This is a genomic window from Brachybacterium sp. 107 (genome assembly GCF_052379725.1).
GTDB lineage: Bacteria > Actinomycetota > Actinomycetes > Actinomycetales > Dermabacteraceae > Brachybacterium.
On the sequence record NZ_JBQSYW010000003.1, the window covers coordinates 235,568 to 259,726 of the forward strand.

Genomic DNA, 24,159 nt, shown 5'->3' on the forward strand with positions numbered 1-24,159 from the left:
CGCCTGATGCCTCAGGCGATGACGCGGGAGCCCGGTGCCTGCAGGCATCACCTCGAGCACCGGCCGACTCCCTCCGTCCCCGTGACCTTCCGCACAACGCGGAGGGCGCGGGGTCGGAGGGAGTCTTATTTCTTACCGCGCGTGCGCGCGAGGCCGCCGAGACACCTGCGCAGCAGACGGGGTTTGGCCGCTCGCGGATCGTCGCTAGAATCCGTATATGCCCCGCCATGACGCCACCGCCCCTTCCACGTCGGGGCGCTGACGATGTCGGTGCTGTGGACGGTGCTGATACTGGTCGCGACGGTGGCGATCACCCCGGCCCTCGACCGTGCTCTCGGCCGGTCCGCCTGCTGGATCCTCGCCGGCCTGTATCTGCTCGCGGCCGCAGCTCTCGTCCCGGCGTCCCAGGCCGTCCTCGCCGGAGAGACCCGGCCGGCAACCACGACGTTCTCGATCCCGTGGGCCGCGCAGTGGGATATTGATCTTGCTCTGCGCGCAGATGGAATCGGGATCGTGTTCGCGATGATCGCCCTGGTCATCGGTGCCGTGGTGCTCGCGTACTCGGCCCGCTACCTGGAGCCGGGCAGGCAGCTGAGCTTCTCCCTGGTGATGGCGCTGTTCACCCTGTCGATGGTCGCGCTGGTGCTCGCCGATGACCTCGTGCTGCTCTTCGTGACCTGGGAGCTGACCTCGATCGCCTCCTTCCTCCTCATCGCCCGCTCCGGGCGCGGAGGACAGGCCGCCTCGATGCGCACCTTGCTGATCACGTTCCTGGGCGGCCTCTCCCTGCTGATCGCGGTCTCGCTGATGATCCTGCGCCTGGGCACCTCCTCGGTGACCGAGGTGCTCGCCGCGGACGTCTGGTCCGAGGACCCCGCGTTCGCCACGCTCGTCGGACTGCTGATCGCCGTCGCCGCCTGCACGAAGTCCGCCCAGTTCCCCTTCCACGTGTGGCTGCCCGATGCGATGGCCGCGGCGACGCCGGTCTCGGCGTACCTCCATGCGGCCGCTGTCGTGAAGGCAGGCATCTTCCTGCTGCTCCGATTCAGCCCGGCCTTCCACGACGTCATCGCCTGGAACGTCCTGCTCATCACGGCCGGCCTGGTCACCGCCTTCGTGGGCGGGTTCCTCGCGCTCCAGCAGCGCGACCTCAAGAAGCTCATGGCCTACTCGACGGTCAGCCAGCTGGGACTGATCGTCACCCTCATCGGCGTGGGCACGGAGGCGGCGATCCTGGCTGCCGTGCTGCACACCATCGCCCACGCGCTGTTCAAGTCCGGCCTGTTCATGATGGTCGGAGTGATCGACCATGCTGTCCATACGCGCGAGCTGCGGCGCATGCCGGCTCTCGCACGAGCGTTGCCCGGCAGCTTCGTGGTGACGCTGCTGGGCTGCATGTCCATGGCAGGGCTGCCCCCGATGCTCGGCTTCGTCTCCAAGGAGGCGCTCCTGACCGGGGCATTGGACCTCGGTGGGGCTCCGGCGATGGGCTGGGTGGTCGCACTCGGTATCGCGGGCGCCAGCGTGCTCACCTTCGCGTACTGCGCGAAGATCGTGCTCGGCGTCTTCATCGACGGCCGAGATGAGGACGCACTGGCGCGACTCGACGCCGAGGCGACATCAGGAGACCGGGCCGCAGCAGAGGCCATGACCAGCTCGACGGACCCGACCGGGGCCGTCCGCGAGGCGCGCAACGCCCACCGGCCCGCTCCGCTGCTGCTCTGGCCGGCCGCCCTGCCGATCCTCGCGGGGCTCCCTCTCGCTCTCGTCGTGGGCGTGCTGGACACCCCGGTCGCCCGGGCGATGGACGCGGCGCTCGGCGGGGAGCACCATCCGCATCTCGCGCTCTGGCACGGCGTCACGCCGGAACTGGCGATCACGGTCGGCGTGATCGTCCTCGGCACCCTGTTCGCGCTCGGACGCCGCAGGCTGCTCCCCCCCCTGGAGACGAACCCGTTCCCCGTCGACGGGGCGCAGATCCTGGGAGCGGTGGACCGCCTGGCCAGGCGCTTCGCCCTGCTGCTCGTCAGGCCGATCGCGAGTGACGACCCGATGCGGCATCTCGCCGCGATCCTGGCAGCATTCTGCGTCGTGATGCTGGCGGCCTTCGTCGCCCTTGTCGGGGATCTCCCCGCGCTGACCCCAGGGCTCAACGTCCCCTTCGACGTCGTGCTCTTCGTGCTCATCCTCGTGGCGGTCGTGGTGGTCTGCACGCGGCGGGACCGCCTCGGAGCGGCGGTCGCCCTCTCCGCGGTGGGCATTCTCGCGACGGTGCAGATCCTCGTCCTGGGAGCGCCCGACGTCGCCCTGACCCAGCTGCTCGTGGAGTCGCTGACGATCATCATCATCATGCTCGTGCTGCAGAGGCTCCCGCGGCGTTTCGATCCCCCCGGGCGTGCCCCGCGCCGCGGGGCGCTGTTCCTGGCCGTGGGCGTCGGGCTCGCCGCCGGTGCCGGCATGTACCTGTTCATGGGCCGACGCGAGCGCAGCGACGTCGCCGAGTACTACATCGCGCACGCCGAGGAGATCACCGGCGGCCACAACATCGTCAACGTCATCCTGGTGGAGTTCCGTGCCCTGGACACGCTCGGCGAGCTGTCCGTGCTCGGCATGGCAGGCGTCGCGATCGTCGCCGTGCTCTCCAGCGTGCGTCACATGTTCATCGATCCTGACGGCGAGACCGGCAGCGAGGACGGCACCGACGCCGACAGGGCGCCGGCACTGCGCGGCGAGGGGACCTCGGCCGATCGGGCGATCAACAGCGCCTGGGGCAATTCCGCCGCGCTGCAGCTGATGGTGCGGGTGACCGCCCCGATCCTCGCGCTCCTCTCGATCATGCTCTTCCTGCGCGGGCACAACGAGCCGGGCGGCGGATTCATCGCCGCACTCGTCGGGTCCGCGATCGTCGCGCTGATGTATCTGTCCACGTCGACGGATCGACAGATCGGCCCGCTCAGGCTCCCCCTGTTCCTCATCGGAGGGGGCATCGCGGTGGCTCTCGGCGCCGGCGCCCTCGGGTTCCTGAAGGGAGGCTTCCTCGAGCCGTTGCACGGACACCTGCTGGGTGCCCACGTGTCCACCTCGATGATCTTCGACCTGGGCGTGTACCTCGCGGTGCTGGGCCTGGTCATGGTCGCGGTGAACCTGCTGGGGGCCGGTGCCTCCACAGGGTCCGCCACGCCGGGGGAGAGCACTCGTGAGCGGACCGATGAGGCGGTCGAGGGCGAGCTGCCCGGGCCGTTGGACACCACTCGTGGGGAAGACGTCGTCCGTCGGCGCCGAGTCGGTGTCGGCACCTCGCACCTGACGACCGGAACGAAGCCGAAGGAGGGCGGTCGCCGATGATCCTCAGCCTGACTGTTGCCGTCCTCGTCGCCGGCGGCGTGTACCTGCTGCTCCAGCGGAGCATGGTGCGCGCGGTGTTCGGGATGACGCTGATCAGCCACGCCGCGAACTTCGTGCTCCTGGCGACCGGAGTGCCGGGATGGCGTGCCGAGCCGCTCACCGACGTCTCCTCGCGCGCCGACATGGCGGACCCGCTCCCGCAGGCCTTCGTGCTGACCGCGATCGTCATCACCATGGCGGTCACCATCTTCATGCTGACTCTCGCCGTGATCGGCCGGGACGACGATATGTCCCAGCACCCGGCGACCGGGGAGAACCCTGACTCATGATTCCCACCGTTCCCCCCTCCCTCCTGCCGATCTTCGTCGTGGCCCCGCTGCTCGGGGCGGCTGTCCTGCTGCTCGTGCGCCGCCGGGCGGTCGACACCGCGGTGCTGATCGGCGTGCCGATCGCCGTCGGCCTCGGCGCGCTCTGGCTGCTGGCCTGGCATCGCACCGAACCGGTGATCTCCCACGCCGTCGGCGGATTCTCCGACGTGCTCGCCATCCCCTTCGTGTCCGACACGCTCAGTGCGGTGATGCTGCTGGTCACCGCGGTCGCGACGCTCGCCGCGAGCATCTTCCTGGTGCTGACCGGGGAGTCGCGGTATCGCTTCCTGCCGCCCTTGGTGCTGCTGCTGAGCGCCGGGGTCAACGGCGCGCTCCTCACCGGCGACCTCTTCAACCTGTTCGTCTGGGTCGAGGTCATGCTGATGCCCTCCTATGCGCTGATCGCCGTGACCGGCAGCTGGCGACGCCTCGGCATCGGCCGACTCTTCGTGCTGGTCAACCTGCTCACCTCGACGGTGCTGCTGATCGGCGTCGGGTTCGTCTACGGCACCGCGGGCACGGTGAACCTGGCCTCGCTCGCCGGCGCCGGGAGCGAGGACCCGGCGACCGCTGCGGCCCTGGCCGTCGTGCTCCTCTCCCTCGCCGTGAAGGCGGGCATGGTGCCCGTGCATTCGTGGCTGCCGCGGGCGTACCCCGGCACCTCTGCCGGGATCATGGCGCTGTTCTCCGCTCTGCACACCAAGGTCGCGCTGTATGCGATGTACCGGATCGTCGCGGTGACCTTCTCGGACGGGCTGCCGTTCCTGGCGGTCCTCGCGGTGCTGGTGCTCGTGACGATCCTGGTGGGCGCCTTCTCGACGGCGAGCGCTCGACGGGTGCGGACGGCGATGGGTCACCAGATGGTCTCCGGCGTGGGGCACATCCTTCTCGGCCTGGTGCTGTTCACCCAGCTCTCCGTCACGGCCGGAATCCTCTATCTCGTCCACCACGTGATCACGATGTCGGCCCTGCTGCTGACCACCGGCGCGATCGAGCACACCTACGGGTCCGGTCGCCTGGACCGGATCTCAGGGCTCGCGCGCCGGGATCCCTGGGTGGTCGGGGTCCTCGCGCTCGGGCTGTTCAGCCTCGTCGGCCTGCCGCCCACCTCCGGCCTATGGGGCAAGGTGGGGCTGCTGCGGGCCTCTGCGGAGCAGGTGACGCTCGGGGGGTCGATGCTCGGGTGGGCGGCGATCCTCGCGGTGATCGTCGCGTCGGTGGGGTCGCTGCTCGGCCTGCAGCGCATGTGGCGAGGTGTCGCATGGGGCGAGGACATGACCACCTATCGCCCTGACGACCCGCGCGTCGGGCGCGGCGATCCCCTCCCGCTCCCGGACGAGGTCCGGGTGCCGTGGCGTCTGGCGATGCCGGGTGCGGCGATGATGGCGCTGTCGCTCGCGATGTTCGTGGGCATCGGCCTGGTGCTGCCGACGATCGACACCGCCGCGACCGACCTGCTGGACGTCGAGGCCTATGTGGAGGCGGTGATCGGACGATGAGGCGCCTCGGGTACATGGCCTCCTACGCCCTGTGGATCTTCGTGGAGATCCTCAAGGGATCCGTCCAGATGGCCAAGGGCGTCTACAGCCGGCGGACCCTCAGCTCCCCGGCGATCGTCGAGTATCCCCTGCGGGCCACCACGGACATCGAGATCATCACGATGTCCTCCTCGATCACGATCACACCGGGCACCTTGGTCGTCGGGATCGCCCACGGCACCCGCGAGGAGCGTTCGAGCCTGTTCGTCCACGCCCTGTTCGCCGAGTCGCGGGAGCAGGTCCTCGCCGATCTGGGCGAGATGGAGGAGCGGCTGCTGAGGGCGACGCGGGGAGCCGACGGGGCGGACGCCGCCCTGAATACTCGCAGGGGAGGGCTCGGCGACGAGCGGTTCGTGGACGGCCGCGTCGCTCGGTCCCTGCATGAGCACGGCCGGGATTTTCATCGGCCCGGCCCTACCACCGCTGAGGAGGAGTCATGAGCGTGATCCTGTGGGTGACCGTCGCTCTGCTCGGCGCGGCGATCCTGGTGGGCCTCTTCCGGGTGGCCACTGCACCGGACGCCGCCAGCCGGGCCGTCGTCGGCGACCTCGTGTTCTTCTCCGGTGTCGGACTGATCGTCCTGGTGGGCCTTCTGAAGGCCTCCGCCGCCGCGGTCGACGCCGCACTGATCGCCTCCGTGCTGGGCATCCTGGCCACTGTGGCCCTGGCACGGATCCTCACCAGGGGGCGCCGATGATCGCCGTGCTCGATATCGCGGTGAGCATCCTCATCGCCGTGCTCCTGCTGGGCGGCGCGTTCTGGATGCTCACCGCAGCGCTGTCGATGTTCCATGCGCGCGACTCCTTGAGCCGCATCAACGTGCTCTCGCCGGCCACCGGTCTGGGACTGCCGATGATCGTCATGGGGGCCTTCCTGGAGCATGCCCGGGTCGACGGGTTCGATCCAGCGCTGCTGCTCAAGTCCGTCGTCACGGTGCTCGCGCTGATCATCGTGTCGTCGGTCGCCTCGAACGTGCTCGCGCGGGCTGCATACCTCTCCGGGTCCCCGGTGGATCCGCGGACAGCGCCTCAGGACCTCGCGCGGGCTCCGGGGGAGGGCGAGCAGGTGCCGCACAGCGACGATCGCTGAGCATCGGCACACTGTGCGGGAGGTCCGTCGCGCGGTGCTTACCAGTCGGTTACAGCAGATTCCGCTCTGGCCATGACCTGCTGACCTGCGTCGATGAGGCGCTCGAGGGGGCGTCCGGTGGCGACTCGTCGAGAAACTGCATAGCGTGACCTCGTTTGCGACGGCGTGCGCCGCTGGTTCGAAGGGCGGATCCGTCGTGCACGCTCGCAGTCCGATGGTCTCCTGCCGTCGGCCGCTCCTGACCTCGTGGGTGCTCTCGCTGCGCCGTCAGGAGCGCCGCCACGACGTGCCCCGGCACGTGCGCGAAGAACGGGAAGTCCCCTGTGACGACATCGACCACCCCTGATCCCACGCCCTCCGAGGGCACTCCCTCCAAGGGCACTGCCTTCGAGGACCTCCCTCCCCGGCGCACCATCCGCCAGGCCGTCGCCGCCTCGGCGATGGGCAACGCCACCGAGTGGTACGACTACGGCGCCTATGCCGTCGTCGCCACCTACATCGCGGCGCACTTCTTCCCCTCGGGCTCCGAGGGCCTCTTCTGGACCTACGCCTTCCTGGCGATCTCCTTCATCGCCCGCCCCTTCGGCGGTTTCATCTGGGGGCCGCTCGGCGACCGTCTGGGCCGCAAGCACGTGCTCGCGCTGACGATCATCCTGATGTCCGCGGCGACCTTCCTCATCGGTGTGCTGCCGACCTACGAGCAGGTGGGCATCCTCGCCCCGATCCTCCTGGCCGTGCTCCGCATGATCCAGGGCTTCTCCACCGGCGGCGAGTACGGCGGCGCGGCGACCTTCATGGCCGAGTACGCCCCGGACAAGCGTCGCGGCCTGTACGGCAGCTTCCTCGAGTTCGGCACTCTGGGCGGCTTCGCCCTGGGCACCGTCGTGGTGCTGGTCCTGCAGCTGATCATCGGCGAGGATGCCATGGCGGCCTGGGGCTGGCGCGTGCCCTTCTTCGTCGCCGCCCCCTTGGGCCTGATCGGTCTCTACCTGCGGTCCAGGCTCGACGAGACCCCGGTGTTCCAGGACCTGGAGGAGGCCGGCGAGTCCGAGGAGAGCGCGACCGGCGGTCTGCGCGACCTGATCCTGAAGTACTGGAGGCCGATCCTCGTGATGGCCGGCCTCGTGATCCCGCTGAACATCGCGAACTACACCCTGCTGACCTACATGCCCGGCTACCTCGAGACGAAGATCCACCTCACTCCGAACGAGTCGCTCATGGTGATCCTCATCGGCGAGGTCGCGATGATGGCGGTGATCCCATTCTGCGGATCGCTGTCGGATCGGATCGGCCGCAAGAAGATGTGGTGGTTCTCGATGATCGGCCTGTTCGTCATGGCCCTGCCGATGTACATGCTGATGGGGCAGAGCTTCGGTCTCGCGATCCTGGGCTTCGCGGTGCTCGGACTGCTGTACATCCCGCAGCTGTCCACGATCTCCGCGACCTTCCCGGCGATGTTCCCGGCGCATGTGCGCTTCGCCGGCTTCGCCGTCACCTACAACGTGTTCACCTCGATCTTCGGCGGCACGGCCGCGCCGCTGAACGAGGCGGTCGTGGAGTCCACCGGGTTCCTCGAGTTCCCTGCGGTGTACGTGATGATCGGCTGCGTGGTCGGCATGATCGCCCTGCTGTTCCTCAAGGAGACCGCCGGCGCCAACCTCAGCGGCACCGACATCCCGGAGTCCGATCCCGAGGACTACGGCATCGAGGTCATGCTCGCGGAGGACAAGGCCCTCGACGACGCCGGTCGTTGAGCCGCCTGATCCGGCTGACGGGCGCGGTGCGAGACTGATCGTCATGTCTCCCACCGCGCCCGTTCCGCGTCGCTTCCTCCAGCTCGACGTCTTTGCCGATCGTCCCCAGCGCGGCAATCTGCTGGCCGTCGTGCTCGACGCCGATGATCTGAGCGAGGAGGACATGCAGCGCGTGGCGCGCTGGACCAACCTCTCGGAGACCACGTTCCTCCTGGCGCCGACCACGGACGCGGCCGACTACCGGGTGCGGATCTTCACCCCGTCGGGCGAGCTGCCCTTCGCCGGGCATCCCACCCTCGGCACCGCGCGCGCCTGGCTGTGGGCGGGCGGCGAGCCGTCCGGGGAGCAGATCGTGCAGGAGTGCGAGGCGGGGCACATCGCGGTGCGCCGTGACGCGGGGCGGCTCGCGTTCGCCGCCCCGCCGCTGCGGCGCAGCGGCCCACTCGACGAGGTCGACGTCGTCCAGCTCGCGCAGGCGCTCGGGGTGCCCCGTTCCTCGGTGCTGGCGCATGCCTGGGCGGACAACGGGCCGGGCTGGCGGGTGCTCGAGCTGGAATCCGCCGAGCAGGTCCTGTCGCTGGTCCCGGACCTCGCGGGCATGGCGGACGCGAAGCTCGGAGTCCTGGGCCGCCACAGTCCCGCCCTCACCGATCCCGTCGGCACCGACCCGCTCTACGAGGTCCGCGCCTTCACGCTCGGTGGCATCGAGGACCCCGTCACCGGCAGCCTCAACGCGGGCATCGCCCAGTGGCTGGTGGGCCGAGGGCCGATGCCCGCACGATGGACCGCCGCGCAGGGCACGGTGCTGGAGCGCGTGGGACGCATCGACGTGCAGGTCGGGGCCGACGGGACGATCTGGATCGGCGGCGTCACCGTGCTCACCGTGGAGGGCTCGATCCTGGTCTGAGCCTCCGCGGAGCTCAGGGGCCCCTCGGCGGGGCCAGCTGCTCCATCGCCCGACAGATCGTCGCATGCACGTCGCTCTCGCCCTCCCGTGCCGCGACCGCTGGGTCCCAGTCCAGCGGTGGGGCGTCGGCCTCCTCCGGACCGAACAGCCACCACACGTTGTGCCACGGGTCCTGGAACCGCGCGATCGTCGAGGCGTAGAACGGCGAGACCTCCGTGATGATCCGGCATCCGGCGGCACGGGCACGCCGCAGCACCTCGTGAGGGTCCTCGACATTGACCTGGAGGAGCGCTGGGGTGAAGGGCCAACCGGGCTTGGAATCGACGACCATGAGGCACGAATCGCCGATCCGCGCCTCGGAGTGGATCAGGAGACCATCGGTATCCACGGCGTGGGCCTCGGGCGTCTCGACGGCGTCGAGCACCGCGCCGAGGAACTCGTGGAAGCCGCGGGCCCCACCGGGACCGGTCACGGCGGCGAAGGCGTTGAGACTTCCGTAGCCGCCGCTCAGCCGGGAGATCGGGGTGATCACGGAAGGGGTCGATGTCGTCATGGGGCGAGCATCCCTCGCGGGGCGGACAGGGCCTGTCCGCGAACTGGTGCGGCCCGGAGGCCGTCGGCCGTCCACATACGGCAGATGCCGACGCGCTCCCATGCATACCCTGTCCTCATGGTGACGACGCTTCCGTACGGGTCCTGGCCCTCGCCCATCTCCGCCGAGCTGCTCGCCACCGGCGGCACCCGGCTCGGCACGCCGCAGCTGGTGGGTGATGCCCTCTGGTGGACCGAGGGCATCGCGACGGAGGGCGGTCGGCTCGCGATCGTGCGGTCGCCCGGCCCCGTCGCCCTGCCACTTGCCCCGCCACTCGCCGAGCATGGCGCCGCCCCGGCAGATATCTCGTCGGCCGATCCCGTGACGGTGCTGCCTGCGCCGTACAACGCACGGTCCCGGGTGCACGAGTACGGCGGGACGAGCTGGGCGGCGCTGCCCGGCACGGAGACTCCTGCCGCTCCCGACGGCGCCGAGGAAGCACCCCTGGTCGTCTTCGTGAACTTCGAGGACCAGCGTGTCCACGCCTTCCGGGAGGGCGAGCAGCCGCGACCGCTCTCACCCGTCGGCCCCGAGGTCACCAGCGCGCACGGCCCCTCCCTGCGGTGGGCCGACCCGACCCCGGTCCGGCTCGCCGACGGCACCGACGAGGTCTGGTGGGTCTGCGAGGACCACACCGGCGGGGAGCAGGGTCCGCGGACCGGCGCCGACGGCGCACCGCACATCGAGCGCTATATCGCCGCCGTGCCCCTGGACGGCTCGGCCGCCGAGGACCCGTCGGCGATCCGTCGGGTCACCCCGGCGTCCCGGTTCGTCGCCCATCCGCGGATCAGTCCGGACGGCTCCCAGATCGCGTGGATCAGCTGGGAGCACCCGCGGATGCCGTGGGACGGCACCGAGCTCCACGTCGCCCCGCTGCTGGCAGGGAGCGCCGGGGAGGGCCGGACCGTGCTCGGCGACGCCGAGACGTCCGTGCTGCAGCCCGAATGGCTCGACGACGAGCGCCTGCTCGCCATCTCCGATGCGTCGGGCTGGTGGAACCCCTGGGTCTGGACGGCCGACGACGGCGCCCGGCAGGTCCTCGAGCTTGACCAGGAGTTCGCCGGGTCGATGTGGTCGCTCGGCATGACCTGGTACCAGGTGCTCGATGCCGACACGGTGCTGGTGCGGTACGGACGCGCCGCGGACGGCCTCGGGATCCTGCGGATCGGCAGCGGGGACCTGCAGCCCCTGGAGTGCCCGCTCACCTCGATCGCCGGGATGCAGCTGCGCGAGGACGGGCTGCTGGTGCTCGCGGGCTCCTCGCTGACGCAGTTCGCCGCGATCAGCATCGCCCGGCTGGACCTGTCGGGGGCATCGACCGCTGCCGCGCCAGCCGGACCCGGGCCTGCTGCCGCGCCAGCCGGACCCGGGCCTGCTGCCGCGTCAGCCGGCCCCGCGCCTGCTGCCGCGTCGAACTCCACCGCGCCTGCGCTCTCCCCGCTCACGGTCCTGCGCTCCTCCCGCTCCGACGCACCCGATCCGGCCGTGCTGCCCACGAGCGAGAGCATCGAGGTGCCGCTGCGGAACGATCCTGACGGCGGCGTGGTCCACGCGATCGTCCACCGCCCCCACCAGGAGGGCCTGGCCGGGCGGGAGGGGGACCTGCCGCCCTTCATCGCGCGGGTGCACGGTGGCCCCACCGGGCATGTCCCCCCGGTGCTGCACCTGCCCACCGCGTACTACACCTCCCGCGGGCTCGGGGTGGTCGACGTGAACTACGGCGGCTCGACCGGCTACGGCCGCGCCTACCGCAATCGCCTGCGCAGCCAGTGGGGTGTGGTCGACGTGGAGGACACCGTCGCGGTCATGGAGCACCTGGTCACGGCTGGTATCGCCGATCCGGGGCGGCTGGCGATCGAGGGCGGCAGCGCCGGTGGGTGGACCACTCTGGCCTGCCTCACACGCACCGGCACCTTCGCTGCGGGCGCCTCGAGCTTCGGTGTCGCCGAGCTCGAGAAGTTCCGCCTGGACACCCACGACTTCGAATCGCGGTACATCGACGGTCTCGTCGGCCCGTACCCGGAGCGGAAGGACCTCTACGTGGAGCGGGCCCCGCTCCACCACGTCGACGAGCTCGAGGTGCCGGTGCTGCTGCTCCAGGGCGACGAGGACCGCATCGTGCCGCCCAGCCAGTCCGAGCTGTTCCGTGATGCGCTCGCGGCCAAGGGGATCCCGCACGCCTATCTCCTGTTCGAGGGCGAGCAGCACGGATTCCGCAAGGCGTCCTCGATCATCCGCGCCGCCGAGGCGACCTTGTCGTTCTACGGGCAGGTGCTGGGTTTCAGCCCGCCCTGCGTGCCGGTGCTCGAGCTGGAGCGTGGCTGAGATGACCACGTATCCGCCGCAGAGCGTCCAGGTCCGGCCGCCCGTGACCCCGGCGATCGCGCTCGCCGTGATCGCCGGGGTGCTGGGGGTCGGTGGCCTGCTGGTCCAGCTCGCCACGGTCGTGCTGCCCCTGACCGCGTTCGAGGACCCTGAGCCTGCGGCTTCGATGGTCCTCGGAGGGCTCCTGCTCGTCGGCGGCCTGATCTCAATGGGGCTCGGGCTCGCGCTGCTGATCCTGTCGATCCTGGTGGTGGTCCGCGGGCGCGGGCTCCTGCGTCGCGGCGGGATCGTGCTGATCGTGGCCTGGGCGCTCGGCGTCACCGTCAACGTCACCACGAGCAGCGACCCCGCCTCGATGTCGGACGGCGTCGCCGGCCTGATGCAGGTGGCCGCCATCCTGGGGATCGTCGTCGGGGTGCTGCGATCCCTGCTGATGCTGGTGGGGGCGGGCATCCTCGCCTACGGCATCTCCGGCCTGCGCCGGGGACCAGCGGGGCTCCCGACGCGCCGACCGGACGTGATGCTTGCCACATCGTGACGCGGCTCGATAGCGTGGCTGGCGGCCCGCGCCGCACCTCGTCGGCTGCGGGCGACCCTGATGCGAAGGAGCTTCATGGACCACCGGATCACCCGTCGGACCGGACTGACGGCCACCGCCCTGGCCGCGACGACCGCCGCAGTCGGCCTCCCCGCCGCGGCCTACGCGGCAGGTGACCCCGCCCCGCACAAGAGCAGTCCCTCCGCGGAGTCCGCCCGCTCCGCCCCGACCTGGCGTCACGGGGAGCCGCATCGCCACCCCTGGGACCGCCGTGGATCGAGCACGACCCTGCGCGAGGTCCAGCCGGGCGACGTGGGCCTGGACGCCGAGACGCTCGAGGAGCTGCCCGGCATCGTCCGCGCCGGGCTCGAGTTCGACCCGCCGCGCTTCGCCGGGGCCTCCGTGCTGGTCGCCTCTCAGGCCGGGATCGCCATGGAGCACGCCGACGGCTATGCCCTGCGCTGGAAGGACGCGAGCAAGGAGCTTCCCGAGGACGAGTGGATCCCCGCGCGCACCGACACGATCTACGACCTCGCCTCGATCTCGAAGATCTTCACGGCGACCGCCGTCATGCAGCTGGTCGAGAAGGGCGTACTGGCCCTCGACGACACCGTCTCCACCTATCTCCCGCGGTTCGCGGAGAACGGCAAGGCGCAGGTCACCGTGCAGCAGCTGCTCACGCACGTCGGCGGCCTGCCGGCCTTCATCAACCTCTACTCCGCCTATCCCGATGTGCCCTCGCGCCTCGATGCGGTGCTGACCGTCGTCCCGGATACTCCGGCGGGCACCAAGTACGTCTACAGCGATCTGGGCCTGATCACGCTCGGGCTGATCGTGGAGAAGCTCTCCGGGCAGACGCTCGACGTGTACGTCCGCGAGCACGTCACCGAGCCCCTCGGGATGCACGAGACGATGTACAACCCGCCTGCTGACCTGCGCGACCGCATCGCCGCGACGGAGTATGTCGAGTACTACGGGTATCTCGTGCACGGGCATGTCCACGACGAGAACGCCTACTCCCTCGGCGGTGTCGCCGGCCATGCGGGCGTCTTCTCCACGGCGCGCGACCTCGCCGTGCTGGGGCAGATGTTCCTGGGCGGCGGGCGCTACGGGGATGCCCGGATCCTCAAGGCGGCGACCGTGCAGGACATGTACACGGACCGCATCGCGGAGATCACCGGGGTGGGCGGCGCGCGGCGCGGGCTCGGCCCGGAGCTGGAGGCCTGGTTCTATCACGCGGGCCTCACCAGCCCGTACAGCGGGACGCACACCGGATTCACCGGCACCTCGCTGGTCATCGACCCGCTCACCGACACGATCGTCATCATGCTCGCGAACTCGGTGCACCCCACGCGCGAATGGTCGAGCACGTCGGCCACCCGACGGGAGGTCTCGACCTGCGTGGCCCATGCGCTGGGGCTCGTGCCCGAGGGGCTGCGCTCCGGTGGATGGCGCGCCGGCGAGGAGGACGCGACGACGGCGACGCTGACCGCCGCGGTCGACCTGCCCGCGTCCGGAGCGGTGCCGGAGCTGGTGGTGGACCTCTTCGCCCACCTCGAGACCGCGTACGACGTGCTCGCCGTCGGGGCCTCGCAGGACCAGGGCTCGACGTGGATCCCGCTCGCCGGCACCCTCGAGGCGAAGCATCAGGAGAGCGTCGCGGTGCCGGACGGCCAGATCACCGGTTGGGGTCGGCGGCAGCGGTGGAACGGCGTGTTCCCCCTGGTCGACGGGTCGGGACCAGGGGGCTCGGAGTCCGGCGGCTCGGAGTCCGGCGGCTCAGAGTCCGGCGGCTCAGACTCCAGCGGCTCAGCGGGTGACGGACCGGATTCCGGTGCGCTGCCGGCGCTCGGCGGCGAGGTCCAGATCCGCCTGAGGATGACGACCGACACCGCGACTCGTGGGCTCGGCGCCTGGATCGGGCGCATCCAGGTGGCCGACGGGCGCGACACGCTCCTGGATACGGATCGGGTCGCCGACCGCGAGCAGGTCGTGGCCGACGGGTGGGTCGACGCCGGCTGACCGCTCCACGGCGGGCAGCGCTGCCCGATCGACGGCCCTGCGTCCAGGCGACGCGGGGCCGTCGGCAGCGTCATGCCGTGCCGTGCCGTGCCGTGCCGTGCCGTGTCGTGTCGTGTCGTGTCGTGCCGTGCCGTGCCGTGCCGTGCCGTGCCGTGTGGAGTCGTCCCTGGTCAGGCTGAAGCGGCCAGGGCCTTCTCGATGTCGTCGGCGATGTCCGTCGGCTCCACGTCCGAGGCGTAGCGGCCCAGCACCGCCCCGTCGCGCCCGATCAGGAACTTGGTGAAGTTCCAGCCGATGTCCCCGGCGGGGATGTCGCCATGCGGTCCAGTGAGCCACTGGTACAGCGGGTGCGCCCCGTCGCCGTTGACCTCGACCTTCGCGAACATCGGGAACTCGACCCCGAAGTTCACCGAGCAGAACTCGGCGATCTCCGACTCGGTGCCGGGCTCCTGGTGCATGAACTGGTCGCAGGGGAAGCCGAGAACCATCAGGCCCTTCTCATGGAAGCGCGCGTAGAGGTCCTGCAGTCCTGCGTACTGCGGGGTGAACCCGCACTTGCTGGCGGTGTTGACCACCAGGACGGAGGAGCCCGCGTAGTCGGCGAGGTCCTTCTCGTTCCCGGTGATCGTGGTCGCGGTGAAATCGGCGAGTGTCGTCATGGGTCCCATTGTCTCCCTCGAATCTGGAGAGGGGAGGCGTCTGGCCGCCGTTCCTCCCCACCCTGGTGTTGTCCACAATGCGCCCCGGAATGCGTGGACGTCGAGCCCTGACGTGCATAATGCGGCCAATCTGCTCGTGGTCCCAGTATTGACCTTTCCTCCCCAGGGGGTGGTTTTCCACAATGTTCGTCGTGGCATTGTGGAGAACTTCCTGACGGAGTTTTTCGGAGTGCGAGGCCGGGAGTGTTTGTGCAGGTCGGGGACCTGTTCGAGGGCCTTCTGTGCGGGCCTGCCCTGTCGGCCTGAAGGTGGCCTGGAGGGCCCTCGAAGAACTTATCCACATTTCCTCTGGGCTCCTTTCGTCTGTCGGAGAGGCACGGAATACTAGGGGCATGTCGACGACGAACAGCACTATCGGTGACGCGGAGAGTTCCTCGAACTCTCCGTGGTCGATCGATGCTGTGCGGGCCGGCGGCATGGATGCTCTGGCGCAGCTGCTCGGCGACGTGGGCTTCCTGCTCGAAGCACTCGCGAAGGATCCGGGCGATCTGTTCGAGACGCAGGGGATGGCGCGCGGCGGCATCACCCATCTCATGGTGTCCGAGCAGGTGATCAGGGGCGCGCAGGATGCGCTCGAGGCTCGCACGGTGGTGGCGCTCGCTGAGGTGACCCGTCGGGATCGCCTGGCGGAGGCGCGCGACGAGGCGGCCCAGGAGGATGCCGCCGTCCGTTCGTCGACGCTCCTGGACAAGCAGGCCGACGGGCGCACCCGCCGGGACCTGTCCCTGATCACGCGGTGCTCCCCGTCGGCCGCGGGCAGTTCGCTGGCGTCGGCGCGACGACTGGTCGCCTCGATGCCGAACATGCTGACCGCGATGGCGGAGCGGAACGTGTCCTCACGGGCCGCCTACGCGGTCGCCGGCTCGGTGTCGGTGCTCGACGGTGCGCAGTGCCAGGAGGTCGACGCGATCCTCGGCGAGAGGCTGCCGTCCCTCGACGGTGCCGGAGTGAGGAGATGGCGGGATGAGGCCGCCGCCGCGATGATGGATCTGGATGCCGAAGGGGCGCTCCTGCGGCATCGCCGGGCGCGGAAGGGTCGAGCGGTGACGATCATCCCGGGCGAACACGGCATGGCGGATCTGCACGCTCATCTCCCGGCTATCGATGCTCGGTTGCTGCACAAGCGCCTGTCGCTGGAGGCAGAGCGCCGCCGAGCCGAGGGCGGCGACGTCGGCCACGGCGCACTGATGGCGGATGCTCTGGTCGACACCGTTCTGGGCCGTGACGGAGCGATGGAGCAGGTGGAGCTGGACCTCGGCGTGATCATCACCGATCGTGCCCTGTTCCGGCCCGACGCCGGCGATCCCGCGCACATCGAGGGATACGGCCCCGTCCCGCCGGAGGCGGTGCGCGAGCAGCTGCGGGCGGCGGTCGCGCCGCGGCGGGCCGAACCTGGTGCGGAGCACGATGGCCCCGATCCGTACGGTGAGGACGGGCCCGCCACGCGCGCCACCATCCGCCGCTTGTTCACGCACCCCACCACGGGAGAGCTGGTGGCCGTGGAATCCCGTGGCCGCGCCTTCCCTCCTGCCCTGGAAAAGTTTCTGACCTGGCGTGATACATCCTGTCGTGGGCCGTTCTGCAATGCGCAGTCGCGGCAGAACGACCACATCAGACCCTATGCGCAAGGCGGCCCCACGAGCCTCGACAACGGGCAGGACGCCTGTTTGCATTGCAACCAGAAGGAGAACGACGCGCTGGCTGTCGAGTGCGTCGACGATCTTGAGAATGCGGGGCACCGGGTGGCGTGGACCGGTCATTCCGGTGTCACCCGCGTGACCGCACCGACACCGCTGAGTCGTCCACCTCGACCGTCACCGGCCGGCGATCAGCCACCGGGTCCGGCAGGCACAGCGGGCCCGGACGAGTCCGCACCGGGCAATGCTGACCCGAACGCGCTCGCCCAGGAACCACCTGCTGGGATCGAACGAGGGAGCGCAGCAGCTGACCCCGAAGGCGCCCGCCGACGAGATCGAGGGACCGATCCCTGATCGATACGGTCGGGCAACGCCCCTCACGCCACGCCGTCGGCCGCCAGCCCCAAGGCCGCCTGTGCCGCGCCGTCCATGACTCCGGCCTCCTGCACGCAGCGAGCGAACAGCCACTGCCGGGCCCTCACCGGATCCAGGCCGGTCAAGCCCGCCATCCGCTCCGCGAAAGCGCCTGGCTGCGAGGTCACCCGCTCCGGATCGTTGAGCATGTGCTGCAGCAGGTCGTAATGCGGATCGCCCACATACGGCTTCGGATCGATCAGCACCCACTCCCGTGCCGCCCCCTCACCGCGCGCGAGCACGTTGGACGGATGGAAGTCGGTCGCCAGCAGCACCTGGTCCCCGTCCCACTCCAGCGGCAGCAACCGGAACAGAGCCAGTCCGCGGTCGATGACATCGCGGGGGAGCGGGGAGCGTCCGTCGTCCGCGCGGGCCTGCGCCTCATCCGCCCACCAGGCGCACATGTGCGACAGCGGGCGGAACTGCGCAGCCTCCGCGGCGGGCAGCACGGCCTCGGGACGGAACCACATCTCACGCAGCAGCCCCGCAGCCACCTCGTCCCGTTCCGGCCAGGTCAGCAGGTCGGCGAGGGGCGTCCCGGGAAGCACCTGCTCCATCAGCAGCAGCGACGTCGGCCCCTGCAGCTCGCTGCGCAGCACCCGGGCCGCGCCGCGTCCCTGCCACACCGTCATGCCGGCTGCCTCGTCCCGCGATTCCTCATGTGCCCATGCGACCTTCAGGACCAGCTCCGTGCCGTCACGGTCCTGCACCGGCGCGACCCATGCGGCTGACCCTCCGGGGGAGAACGGCGCCGACGCCACCAAGGACCATTGCGTCAGCACTGTCGCCACGACCTGCGGCAGCTCGGCCCTCCACGCGGCCACCCCGGGATCGTCGTTCGACGCGAGGAGTCGCGGCAGCGCGTAGCCGGCGACCGTCGATCCCGACGGCGCGGCGTCATCACCTGTTCCGGCAGCGGACTCGGACATGGGGATCTCCTTCGGCGGTGCACCGCGCGGGCAGGGCGGAGCGGGGCGGACTCGGCTGGCAGGGGGTCAGTCTGGCAGGGCGGCCCAGCCCGGGCCGTTAGCATTCTTGCGTGAAACCGTTCGTACAGATCGCCACCCGCCCCGAAGACGACGTCGCCCTCACCGAGAGAGCCGCGGTGCTCGACTTCACCGGTCTGCGCGAGGACGAACTGATCTGGGCGCGCCTGGATCGTGAGCCGTTCCCGGCGCTCTCCGCCGACGATATCTCCGGCATCATCCTCTGCGGCAGCCCGTTCACGGTTTCCGAACCCGACGATGCCAAGTCCGACGCCGAGAAGCGCGCCGAGCGCGAGATCTTCCGGGTTCTCGACCAGGTGATCGCCGAGGACATCCCGTTCCTCGGTGCCTGCTACGGCATCGGCACGCTCGGCACCCACCAGGGTGCCGTCATCGATCGCACCTACGGCGAACCGCTCGGAGCCGTCGAGGTCACCCTCACCGACGCCGGCCGTGAGGATCCCCTGATCCGTGAAGCCGGCCTGCCGGGGGCGTTCACCGGACTCGTCGGCCACAAGGAAGCGGTGCACACCCTTCCCGACCACGCCACGGCGCTCGCGTCCGGGCGCACGGCACCGTTCCAGATGTTCCGCGTCGGCACCCGCCAGTACGCCACCCAGTTCCACCCCGAGCTGGACATCCCCTCGATCATCGAGCGGGCTCGTGCCTATCGCGACCACGGGTACTTCTCGCCCGACCAGATGGAGGACATCTTCACCGAACTCCAGAGCGAGCGGGCCGACGAACCGCCGAAGCTGCTGCGCGCCTTCGCCACGCTCTTCGCCCGCTGACCGGACTGTTCGGACGGGACGTCTCCGACAAGTCCCCTCGGACAAGTCCCGTCGGACAAGTCCCCTCGGACAAGTCCCCTCGGACAAGTCCGCTCCGACAAGTCCTCTCCGTCGGAGCACCACGCGATGAGCGTCGCTGCGAGGATGCTCTGAGAAGGCGTCCCTGGACAGTCAGGGAAATCGCTTCCTCGCGGCACGTCCTCCCCGAGTGGGAGCACTCGCTCCGGTAGCGTCGCGCCCGTGCCCCGATTCACTCCTGAGCAGGTCCGACGCAGACAGCTCGTCGCTGGCGTCCTCGCGCTGACCCTGCTGCTGGTCCTCGGGGGCTGCACCGCCGCGCTCATCGGAGCGATCCGGGGCGACGGCGCGGCGAGCGGCACCACCCAGCGCGAGCCCTTCCAGGCCGACGACGACGCCATGACCGTCGCCATCACTCCCGGCGATGCGGCCGCGCTGGAGAACCTCCCCGGCGAGATCACGCTCGGGGCCGACGAGACCATGGGTCTGGACGTCTCCGCCCATCAGGGGGAAATCGACTGGGCGAAGGTCTCCGCCGACGGGTTCACGGTCGCGTACATCAAGGCCACCGAGGGCACGGGGTTCACCGACGCCACGTTCCAGCAGAACTGGGACGGCGCCCGGGCCGCCGGTCTCACCACCGGCGCCTATCACTACTTCACCTTGTGCTCCTCCGGCGCCGAGCAGGCCGCGGACTTCCTCGCGGCAGCACCACCGGACGATTCCGCTCTTCCCCCGGCCCTCGACCTCGAGTTCGACGGGGCGTGCGAGGACCGCCCCGGCGTCGTCGACGCGCAGACCGAGCTCGATGAGTTCACCGCTGCCGTGGAGAAGGCCTGGGGGCGCCGCCTGCTCATCTACTCCTCCTCGGACTGGCGTCAGCACTACGGGCTGCCGGTCACCGACCCCCGCCCCGACTGGCTGTACTCGGAGCATGCCCGGCCCGCGCAGGCCGATTGGGCCGTGTGGCAGATCCGCTTCGACGGCAAGGTCTCCGGCATCTCCGGCGGAGTGGATATCGACGTCGTGCGCGCCGAGCAGGTGCGCCGCGATGCAGAGATCGCCGAGGGCGACGGCGCGATCTCTCATGCCGAGAAGGAGTAGCGCGCAGCGGTAGGGCGTCGCCGGCAGACGGCCGGGTGGTTCAGGCCGCCTCGATGGCTTCCTTCAGCGACCCGGCCTCGGCGGCGTCGCCGGTGAAGTCTTCTCCGTTGATCAGCACGGCGGGCGTGCCCGCGGTGCTCTCGCGGGCCTCGGGCTCGACGACCTGCTGGACCCAGGGGATGTAGGTGCCCTCGTCGACGCAGGAGCTGACGTCGGCGCCGGCGGCCTCGCCCACCAGGTCGGTCAGCTCCTCATCGGTGAGGCCCGACTCCCCGGGCTGGGAGTCGAACAGCGCCGTCTCCGCTGCGAACCACGCCGTCGGGTCCGCATCCTCGGAGTATGCGCAGATCGCGGCGTTAGCAGCGCGGCTCGAATAGCCGGCCGGGGAGGAGTTCGGGTCGAGCATGGGGCGGGGGTGCAGGCGCAGCGTGATCTCACCGTCCTCGGCCAGCAGCTGGAGATCCGCGCCCTGGGCATCATGGAAGGTGGCGCAATGGGGGCACAGGAAGTCGACATAGACGTCGACGACGGGGCCGTCGGCCGCGGTGCTCAGCTCGAGGTATGGCGCGTCGGCGTCGACCCCTGGGGGCAGGACCAGGTCTCCTGTGCTCGAACCCGAGCCCGCGGGGACCTCCTGATCCGTGCGGCCGCTGGTGTACAGCACGCCGCCGACGACCAGTCCGACCACGACGAGCAGCGCGAGGCCCAGGCAGGCGATCGCGGCGATGATCCCGACCACGAGCGGAGTGCGGGAGCGGGGAGGGGTCGGGGATCCGTGCATGCCCGGAAGCTTACTCAGGGGTGTCGGGGCCATGAGACATCCTGGAGCGATGATGACCTGGAACACCGGATCGGAGCGAGCCGACGACGCCGTCCCGGGGCGTGCTCTCGACTCGAGTCGTGCTCTCGGCCCCGGACGTGTTCTCGATCCGGGCAGGCCGGTGCCGCGCGAAGCGATCGCCTCCCAGCACGGATGCCCGGGATGAGCGGTCAGCTGCTCCCGCCCCTGCTTCCGCTGCGGGCGGTGCGCGATCACCCCCTGGCTCCGGCGGACAGGTCGATCTGGCCCGCGACGCTGCCGCCCGTGCGCCAGCTGCTCGACGACGGTCTCGAGCTCGGACAGATCACCGTGCTGACCGGCGACAACGGCGCCGGGAAGTCCACCCTTGTCGAGGCGATCGCGGGCGCCTACGGCCTCAACCCCGAGGGCGGGGGGACCGGCGCCATGCACTCCACCCGCACCACCGAGTCACGGCTCGCCGACCACCTCCAGCTGGTGCGCGGCGCAGGCGCTGCGAAGTCCGGCTTCTTCCTGCGCGCCGAGACCATGCACTCGCTGTTCACGTACTACGAGGAGATCGGCGTGGGCGGCATGATGCACGAGCGCAGCCATGGCGAATCGTTCCTTGGTCGCCGAGCGCTCAAGGATCCGGGGCCTGTGGCTCCTGGACGAGCCCGAGTCCGCGCTGTCGATCAGCGGATGCCTCGCCCTGCTCGGCCTGCTGCGCGAGCTGGTGGCGAACGGCTCGCAGATCATCCTGTCCACGCATTCCCCGGTGCTCGCCGCGCTGCCCGGCGCTGATCTCCTCGAGGTGGGCCCATGGGGTCTGCGGAGCGTCGCCTACGACGACCTCGATCTTGTGCGCACCTGGCGCAGCTTCCTCGACGCCCCGCAGCGGTTCCTCCGCCGTCTGGGTGAGTGATCCGGTCCGAGCGAGCCGCACTGAGCAGTCCGGGTAGATGGTCGGAGAGAGGTGATCACGGCTGCAGCCGATGGCGCTCCCAGGTGCCGTCGGCCCCGAGCGAATAGGCGATGCGGTCGTGGAAGCGGTTCTGCCGGCCCTGCCAGAACTCGACCCGCTCAGGGTGGATCCGCAGGCCGCCCCAGAAGTCCGGACGCGGGATCTCCTGTTCCTCGAATCGGGCCTCCGCCTGCGCGTACTGCGCATCGAGCTCGGTGCGCGAGCTGATCTCGCGGGACTGGCGCGAGGCCCAGGCGCCCAGCTGTGAGCCGCGCGGACGCTGCACCCAATAGGCGTCGGACTCGCCCGCAGGCACGGGCTCGACCCGGCCCTCGATCCGCACCTGCCGCTGGAGCGGGTACCAGGGCAGCAGGAGCGCTGCGCGAGGGGTGATGTCGAGTTCTTCGGCCTTGGACGAGGCGAGGTTCGTGTAGACGACGAATCCGCCCTCGTCGTGCCCTTTCAGCAGCACGGTGCGCGAGCGAGGTCGCGGGGAGCCGTCGGGATCCAGCGCCACGGTGGAGAGCACCACGGCCGACGGGTCTGAGAGGTCGCCGTGCTCCTCGCGCCGGGCGAAGGCCTCGTCCATCCACACGTCGAACAGGGCCAGCGGGTCCTCCGGGGCGTCATCCGCGAGCGATCCGGAGAGGTAGTCGAGGCGCTCCGCGGCGAGACGGTGGTCGGCAGGGTGGAGGTCGCCAGAGGGGATGTCGGCGCGGCTGTCGGTCATACCCGTGATCCTAGGACTCCGTGGGGGATCGGGCCGGGCGGGCGCCCGACGACGATTCGGGAAGGGGCTGCACGGGTGATCGGTGCTGGATCGGGGTGTTCAGGCGGTGGCGAGACTCCCGGCGGCGTGGCCCTGGAGGCTCCGTTGGGTGCGGGCGTGGGTGCCGCGCTCGCGGCGGAGCAGCGCGAGCGGCCGACGGCTGCGGCGCGGGCCGCCGTCGCTCGCCGCGATCTCCAGGGTGCTGGGGTCGAGGCCGCGCTCGGCGGCCAGGGCCTTGGCGGCCCGCAGCTCGTGGAGGGCTTCGACGTCCCCCCAGGCGGCGGGGAGGGGGCGGTAGTCGATCAGGTGATCGGCGGTGGCTCGGGTGCGGCTGGTGGCGATGGTTGCGTTTCTCATGCTTCGACTATCCCCGCGAGCACGGGGCCGGCGCGTCCGACAGGGAGCGCGAGGCCGTCATCCTGCGGGTGGATCCTGGGGCCGACGCCGTGCCACTCACGAGGGACGGGGATCGGTGGAGTGCGTGGTCCTTGCTGTCTCAGAGAGGTCCTGCCAGCCGCTTCTCCATCCACTCGTCGGTCTCGGTGGCTGATCGGAGGTGTCCGTCCGCGTCGCGGAACTCGTAGGTGGTCGTCTGCAGCTCACCGGTGCCCGCGTAGCCCAGGCGCTCGTAGAGACGCCGAGCGCCCGGATTGTCGAGGCCGACCCGGAGGCGAACCGCGGTGGCCGGAGCGCATCGTTTCTCAGCAGCGTGCATCAGGTCCGTGCCGATGCCGCGACCCCGGGCGACCGCGCCGCTGTCGTCGTCGGAGAGCACGCGGATCTCGGCCGCGGCCATGGGGTCGATGGGCTCATCGTGGCGGAGCATGCCGACGTCACCGCACCATGCGGAGGTCGCGGATGTTGGCGAGCTGCTCCTCGACCTGGGTCGCGCCGTCGGGCGTGAAGCCGAGCTTCTCGTAGAAGCGTCGTGCGCGGGGGTTGTCCTCGGCGACCCAGACGCTCGCGGGGCCGCCCTCGAGGATGTCCTCGGTCAGGGCGCGTGCCACGCCGGTGCCCAGCCAGTTCTCGTCGAGGTAGAGCACGGACAGCTCGCGCGGCCGGACCGGTTGCGCGTCGCGCGGCGGCCAGGAGGCGGCCAGACCGATCACGACGCCCTCCGCGTCGCGGCCCACCCGGTATACGCCCTCGTCGGCCGCTCGGGTCCCGGGCGTGAGCCAGTGGGTCCAGTGCTCGATCCGGCGGTCGATCGCCTCCTGCCCGAACCACTCGTCGCCGGAGATCAGATGCGCATAGGCGATCTCCCAGCCGCGCACGTGGATCCGGGCCAGCGCCGGCACATCCTCGAGCGAGGGGGTGTCGATCGTGAAGGTGGGGCCGGAGGTGGTCATGCCGGACAGGGTAGGCCCTCGCACCGACGGGGCCGGAGCTCGCCGTCGGGCGTGGCTCGAGAATGTCGCCCCACGGGTGCCTCTCCGGACATCTCCGTTCATCGACGGACACCCGGGTATTTCGCCGTGGCACGCTAGGTGTGCCACGCTAA

General features: G+C 70.4%; 24 protein-coding genes. 16 read left to right on the forward strand and 8 right to left on the reverse strand.

What is annotated here, in order from left to right; translation table 11 throughout:
* Positions 1-264 precede the first annotated feature (264 nt).
* The 8 genes from ACT3UL_RS05910 to ACT3UL_RS05945 all read left to right on the forward strand — a co-directional run bounded on the left by ACT3UL_RS05910 (position 265) and on the right by ACT3UL_RS05945 (position 9,001).
* Positions 265-3,345, forward strand: a complete 3,081-nt coding sequence (locus ACT3UL_RS05910) for a DUF4040 family protein (protein ID WP_444577210.1) — start codon at positions 265-267, stop codon at positions 3,343-3,345.
* The gene (locus ACT3UL_RS05915; protein WP_193116898.1) at positions 3,342-3,674 is read left to right on the forward strand and encodes a sodium:proton antiporter; all 333 of its coding nucleotides are present in this window, start codon (positions 3,342-3,344) and stop codon (positions 3,672-3,674) included. Before ACT3UL_RS05910 ends, ACT3UL_RS05915 begins: the two co-directional genes overlap by 4 nt.
* Positions 3,671-5,212, forward strand: coding sequence for a proton-conducting transporter transmembrane domain-containing protein (locus tag ACT3UL_RS05920; protein ID WP_443352235.1), 1,542 nt, complete (start codon positions 3,671-3,673; stop codon positions 5,210-5,212). Before ACT3UL_RS05915 ends, ACT3UL_RS05920 begins: the two co-directional genes overlap by 4 nt.
* Positions 5,209-5,691 (forward strand): Na+/H+ antiporter subunit E, encoded by a 483-nt coding sequence (locus ACT3UL_RS05925; protein ID WP_443352233.1) that lies wholly within the window; start codon positions 5,209-5,211, stop codon positions 5,689-5,691. Before ACT3UL_RS05920 ends, ACT3UL_RS05925 begins: the two co-directional genes overlap by 4 nt.
* Complete coding sequence (locus tag ACT3UL_RS05930; protein WP_193116901.1) at positions 5,688-5,948, forward strand: monovalent cation/H+ antiporter complex subunit F; 261 nt, start codon at positions 5,688-5,690, stop codon at positions 5,946-5,948. The genes ACT3UL_RS05925 and ACT3UL_RS05930 overlap by 4 nt, the downstream gene beginning before the upstream one ends.
* Entirely contained in the window at positions 5,945-6,340 is a 396-nt protein-coding gene (locus ACT3UL_RS05935) for a cation:proton antiporter (RefSeq protein WP_193116902.1), read from the forward strand. Before ACT3UL_RS05930 ends, ACT3UL_RS05935 begins: the two co-directional genes overlap by 4 nt.
* 323 nt (positions 6,341-6,663) lie before the next feature.
* On the forward strand, positions 6,664-8,094 hold the full coding sequence (locus tag ACT3UL_RS05940) for an MFS transporter (protein ID WP_444577211.1): 1,431 nt from the start codon (positions 6,664-6,666) through the stop codon (positions 8,092-8,094).
* 43 nt (positions 8,095-8,137) lie between these two features.
* Positions 8,138-9,001 carry a PhzF family phenazine biosynthesis protein gene (locus ACT3UL_RS05945; RefSeq protein WP_444577212.1) on the forward strand — a complete coding sequence of 288 codons (864 nt, stop codon included), beginning with the start codon at positions 8,138-8,140 and terminating at the stop codon, positions 8,999-9,001.
* A gap of 13 nt (positions 9,002-9,014) precedes the next feature.
* Here ACT3UL_RS05945 and ACT3UL_RS05950 read toward each other — a convergent pair whose 3' ends face one another.
* Entirely contained in the window at positions 9,015-9,554 is a 540-nt protein-coding gene (locus ACT3UL_RS05950; RefSeq protein WP_444577213.1) for a VOC family protein, read from the reverse strand.
* A gap of 117 nt (positions 9,555-9,671) precedes the next feature.
* Here ACT3UL_RS05950 and ACT3UL_RS05955 point away from each other — a divergent pair, with 117 nt between their 5' ends.
* The 3 genes from ACT3UL_RS05955 to ACT3UL_RS05965 all read left to right on the forward strand — a co-directional run bounded on the left by ACT3UL_RS05955 (position 9,672) and on the right by ACT3UL_RS05965 (position 14,478).
* Positions 9,672-11,918 (forward strand): dipeptidyl-peptidase 5, encoded by a 2,247-nt coding sequence (locus ACT3UL_RS05955; protein ID WP_444577214.1) that lies wholly within the window; start codon positions 9,672-9,674, stop codon positions 11,916-11,918.
* Position 11,919: 1 nt separating this feature from the next.
* Positions 11,920-12,456, forward strand: coding sequence for a hypothetical protein (locus ACT3UL_RS05960; protein WP_444577215.1), 537 nt, complete (start codon positions 11,920-11,922; stop codon positions 12,454-12,456).
* 75 nt (positions 12,457-12,531) lie between these two features.
* Positions 12,532-14,478: a serine hydrolase domain-containing protein gene (locus tag ACT3UL_RS05965; RefSeq protein ID WP_444577216.1), complete on the forward strand. Its 1,947-nt coding sequence runs from the start codon at positions 12,532-12,534 to the stop codon at positions 14,476-14,478.
* Positions 14,479-14,648: 170 nt separating this feature from the next.
* On the opposite strand, the gene ACT3UL_RS05970 is transcribed toward ACT3UL_RS05965, so the two are convergent.
* Positions 14,649-15,137: a glutathione peroxidase gene (locus tag ACT3UL_RS05970; protein WP_444577217.1), complete on the reverse strand. Its 489-nt coding sequence runs from the start codon at positions 15,135-15,137 to the stop codon at positions 14,649-14,651.
* Between the two features lie 392 nt (positions 15,138-15,529).
* Here ACT3UL_RS05970 and ACT3UL_RS05975 point away from each other — a divergent pair, with 392 nt between their 5' ends.
* Complete coding sequence (locus ACT3UL_RS05975; RefSeq protein WP_444577218.1) at positions 15,530-17,188, forward strand: HNH endonuclease; 1,659 nt, start codon at positions 15,530-15,532, stop codon at positions 17,186-17,188.
* A gap of 23 nt (positions 17,189-17,211) precedes the next feature.
* Here the strand turns inward: ACT3UL_RS05975 and ACT3UL_RS05980 are convergent, their stop codons facing one another.
* The gene (locus tag ACT3UL_RS05980) at positions 17,212-18,177 is read right to left on the reverse strand and encodes an aminoglycoside phosphotransferase family protein (protein ID WP_444577219.1); all 966 of its coding nucleotides are present in this window, start codon (positions 18,175-18,177) and stop codon (positions 17,212-17,214) included.
* Positions 18,178-18,287: 110 nt separating this feature from the next.
* On the opposite strand from ACT3UL_RS05980, the gene ACT3UL_RS05985 reads away from it, so the two are divergent.
* Together ACT3UL_RS05985 and ACT3UL_RS05990 are read left to right on the forward strand one after the other, a co-directional pair.
* Positions 18,288-19,025, forward strand: coding sequence for a glutamine amidotransferase (locus ACT3UL_RS05985; RefSeq protein WP_444577220.1), 738 nt, complete (start codon positions 18,288-18,290; stop codon positions 19,023-19,025).
* Positions 19,026-19,265: 240 nt separating this feature from the next.
* Complete coding sequence (locus ACT3UL_RS05990; RefSeq protein ID WP_444577221.1) at positions 19,266-20,147, forward strand: GH25 family lysozyme; 882 nt, start codon at positions 19,266-19,268, stop codon at positions 20,145-20,147.
* A gap of 40 nt (positions 20,148-20,187) precedes the next feature.
* On the opposite strand, the gene ACT3UL_RS05995 is transcribed toward ACT3UL_RS05990, so the two are convergent.
* Complete coding sequence (locus ACT3UL_RS05995) at positions 20,188-20,928, reverse strand: DsbA family protein (RefSeq protein WP_444577222.1); 741 nt, start codon at positions 20,926-20,928, stop codon at positions 20,188-20,190.
* Positions 20,929-21,129: 201 nt separating this feature from the next.
* Here ACT3UL_RS05995 and ACT3UL_RS06000 point away from each other — a divergent pair, with 201 nt between their 5' ends.
* Both ACT3UL_RS06000 and ACT3UL_RS06005 read left to right on the forward strand, forming a co-directional pair.
* Complete coding sequence (locus ACT3UL_RS06000; RefSeq protein WP_444577223.1) at positions 21,130-21,729, forward strand: ATP-binding cassette domain-containing protein; 600 nt, start codon at positions 21,130-21,132, stop codon at positions 21,727-21,729.
* The gene (locus ACT3UL_RS06005) at positions 21,704-21,850 is read left to right on the forward strand and encodes a hypothetical protein (protein WP_444577224.1); all 147 of its coding nucleotides are present in this window, start codon (positions 21,704-21,706) and stop codon (positions 21,848-21,850) included. The genes ACT3UL_RS06000 and ACT3UL_RS06005 overlap by 26 nt, the downstream gene beginning before the upstream one ends.
* A 55-nt stretch (positions 21,851-21,905) precedes the next feature.
* Here the strand turns inward: ACT3UL_RS06005 and pdxH are convergent, their stop codons facing one another.
* The 4 genes from pdxH to ACT3UL_RS06025 all read right to left on the reverse strand — a co-directional run bounded on the left by pdxH (position 21,906) and on the right by ACT3UL_RS06025 (position 24,007).
* Positions 21,906-22,619, reverse strand: coding sequence for a pyridoxamine 5'-phosphate oxidase (gene pdxH / locus ACT3UL_RS06010; protein WP_444577225.1), 714 nt, complete (start codon positions 22,617-22,619; stop codon positions 21,906-21,908).
* Between the two features lie 99 nt (positions 22,620-22,718).
* Positions 22,719-23,015 carry a hypothetical protein gene (locus ACT3UL_RS06015; protein ID WP_444577226.1) on the reverse strand — a complete coding sequence of 99 codons (297 nt, stop codon included), beginning with the start codon at positions 23,013-23,015 and terminating at the stop codon, positions 22,719-22,721.
* A 139-nt stretch (positions 23,016-23,154) separates the two neighbouring features.
* Entirely contained in the window at positions 23,155-23,484 is a 330-nt protein-coding gene (locus tag ACT3UL_RS06020) for a GNAT family N-acetyltransferase (RefSeq protein ID WP_444577227.1), read from the reverse strand.
* A gap of 7 nt (positions 23,485-23,491) precedes the next feature.
* Positions 23,492-24,007: a GNAT family N-acetyltransferase gene (locus tag ACT3UL_RS06025; protein ID WP_444577228.1), complete on the reverse strand. Its 516-nt coding sequence runs from the start codon at positions 24,005-24,007 to the stop codon at positions 23,492-23,494.
* Positions 24,008-24,159 lie beyond the last annotated feature (152 nt).

Bases quoted from the DNA above. Each gene is read 5' to 3' on its own strand.
- ACT3UL_RS05915 (WP_193116898.1), top strand. From the start codon at position 3,342: ATGATCCTCAGCCTGACTGTTGCCGTCCTCGTCGCCGGCGGCGTGTAC.
- ACT3UL_RS05935 (WP_193116902.1), top strand. From the start codon at position 5,945: ATGATCGCCGTGCTCGATATCGCGGTGAGCATCCTCATCGCCGTGCTC.
- ACT3UL_RS05970 (WP_444577217.1), bottom strand. From the start codon at position 15,137: ATGACGACACTCGCCGATTTCACCGCGACCACGATCACCGGGAACGAG.
- ACT3UL_RS05995 (WP_444577222.1), bottom strand. From the start codon at position 20,928: ATGCACGGATCCCCGACCCCTCCCCGCTCCCGCACTCCGCTCGTGGTC.
- pdxH (WP_444577225.1), bottom strand. From the start codon at position 22,619: ATGACCGACAGCCGCGCCGACATCCCCTCTGGCGACCTCCACCCTGCC.
- ACT3UL_RS05910 (WP_444577210.1), top strand. From the start codon at position 265: ATGTCGGTGCTGTGGACGGTGCTGATACTGGTCGCGACGGTGGCGATC.
- ACT3UL_RS06020 (WP_444577227.1), bottom strand. From the start codon at position 23,484: ATGCTCCGCCACGATGAGCCCATCGACCCCATGGCCGCGGCCGAGATC.
- ACT3UL_RS05980 (WP_444577219.1), bottom strand. From the start codon at position 18,177: ATGTCCGAGTCCGCTGCCGGAACAGGTGATGACGCCGCGCCGTCGGGA.
- ACT3UL_RS05960 (WP_444577215.1), top strand. From the start codon at position 11,920: ATGACCACGTATCCGCCGCAGAGCGTCCAGGTCCGGCCGCCCGTGACC.
- ACT3UL_RS05950 (WP_444577213.1), bottom strand. From the start codon at position 9,554: ATGACGACATCGACCCCTTCCGTGATCACCCCGATCTCCCGGCTGAGC.
- ACT3UL_RS05930 (WP_193116901.1), top strand. From the start codon at position 5,688: ATGAGCGTGATCCTGTGGGTGACCGTCGCTCTGCTCGGCGCGGCGATC.
- ACT3UL_RS06000 (WP_444577223.1), top strand. From the start codon at position 21,130: ATGAGCGGTCAGCTGCTCCCGCCCCTGCTTCCGCTGCGGGCGGTGCGC.
- ACT3UL_RS06015 (WP_444577226.1), bottom strand. From the start codon at position 23,015: ATGAGAAACGCAACCATCGCCACCAGCCGCACCCGAGCCACCGCCGAT.
- ACT3UL_RS05955 (WP_444577214.1), top strand. From the start codon at position 9,672: ATGGTGACGACGCTTCCGTACGGGTCCTGGCCCTCGCCCATCTCCGCC.
- ACT3UL_RS05920 (WP_443352235.1), top strand. From the start codon at position 3,671: ATGATTCCCACCGTTCCCCCCTCCCTCCTGCCGATCTTCGTCGTGGCC.
- ACT3UL_RS06025 (WP_444577228.1), bottom strand. From the start codon at position 24,007: ATGACCACCTCCGGCCCCACCTTCACGATCGACACCCCCTCGCTCGAG.
- ACT3UL_RS05965 (WP_444577216.1), top strand. From the start codon at position 12,532: ATGGACCACCGGATCACCCGTCGGACCGGACTGACGGCCACCGCCCTG.
- ACT3UL_RS05945 (WP_444577212.1), top strand. From the start codon at position 8,138: ATGTCTCCCACCGCGCCCGTTCCGCGTCGCTTCCTCCAGCTCGACGTC.
- ACT3UL_RS05925 (WP_443352233.1), top strand. From the start codon at position 5,209: ATGAGGCGCCTCGGGTACATGGCCTCCTACGCCCTGTGGATCTTCGTG.
- ACT3UL_RS05975 (WP_444577218.1), top strand. From the start codon at position 15,530: ATGTCGACGACGAACAGCACTATCGGTGACGCGGAGAGTTCCTCGAAC.